The sequence below is a fragment of the Acidobacteriota bacterium genome (genome assembly GCA_003225175.1).
Classification (GTDB): domain Bacteria; phylum Acidobacteriota; class Terriglobia; order Terriglobales; family Acidobacteriaceae; genus Gp1-AA112.
On record QIBA01000260.1, the window covers coordinates 1 to 760 of the forward strand.

The following is a 760-nucleotide window of genomic DNA, read 5'->3' on the forward strand; positions in this document are numbered from 1 at the left end:
GGATCTGCCGAGATATCACTGAGCTGCTCTGGTGACAGTGACTTTCGCGAGAAGTTTCGTGTGATCTGAATTGTAGAGGCGAAATTCGTAGTTTACGCCGATTTGAATCCAAGGTGCGTCAGATGAACCGGTTGGTCCTGAGGTAAAAGGTTTTTCTTCAGCTCCAGTTTCCGAGACGAAAACGTTTCCGGTTGTTCCATCACCGGTTGTCCATTTAATTGTGGTCGCTCCCGCACCGCTTCCCGCCGGAACGGGATTGGGTGCCGCCGCTATGCTCGGGCTAGTACCAGCGATTGGCGACGCGGCAGCGGCAGCTTCAGGCGTCGTTGTTCCAGCCGTCGATTCAGCATGCTTCTCACACGCAGCCAAGAAGAGACATGTTACAACGATTCCGATCGAAGTCGTTACTTTCATAAAGGGTATGGCTGTTACTGATAAATTAGAATTTGCCGTTCTTCAATCGTTAAAGTTCGCTGGCCACCAAATGAGTTCCCGCTATCCGGTGGATGTAACAGATGCTTCCGGCGACTAGCGTGTCGTGGGAGACAAGCTGAACGTCTCCGGCGATTTAGTTGCACTCGAAGCGATATACGAAGCTTGTAGCGTGATGGCGCGGCACGCTCGCAAATAGACATACGGCGTTCATCACTTCGGGTTGCTCGACCGCGATTCGCTTCTTGACGAGTGTCGCAACCCATAGAAAAGTCCGCGCTGACCGTTGGCAGCGGGTTCTTCCCTCTTTCACGATTTTCATTTCGTG

General features: G+C 52.2%; 1 protein-coding gene. It reads right to left on the reverse strand.

Going from position 1 to position 760, the window contains the following annotated elements:
* Positions 1-15: 15 nt before the first annotated feature.
* Positions 16-414: a hypothetical protein gene (locus DMG62_25230; GenBank protein PYY18822.1), complete on the reverse strand. Its 399-nt coding sequence runs from the start codon at positions 412-414 to the stop codon at positions 16-18.
* Positions 415-760: the final 346 nt, after the last annotated feature.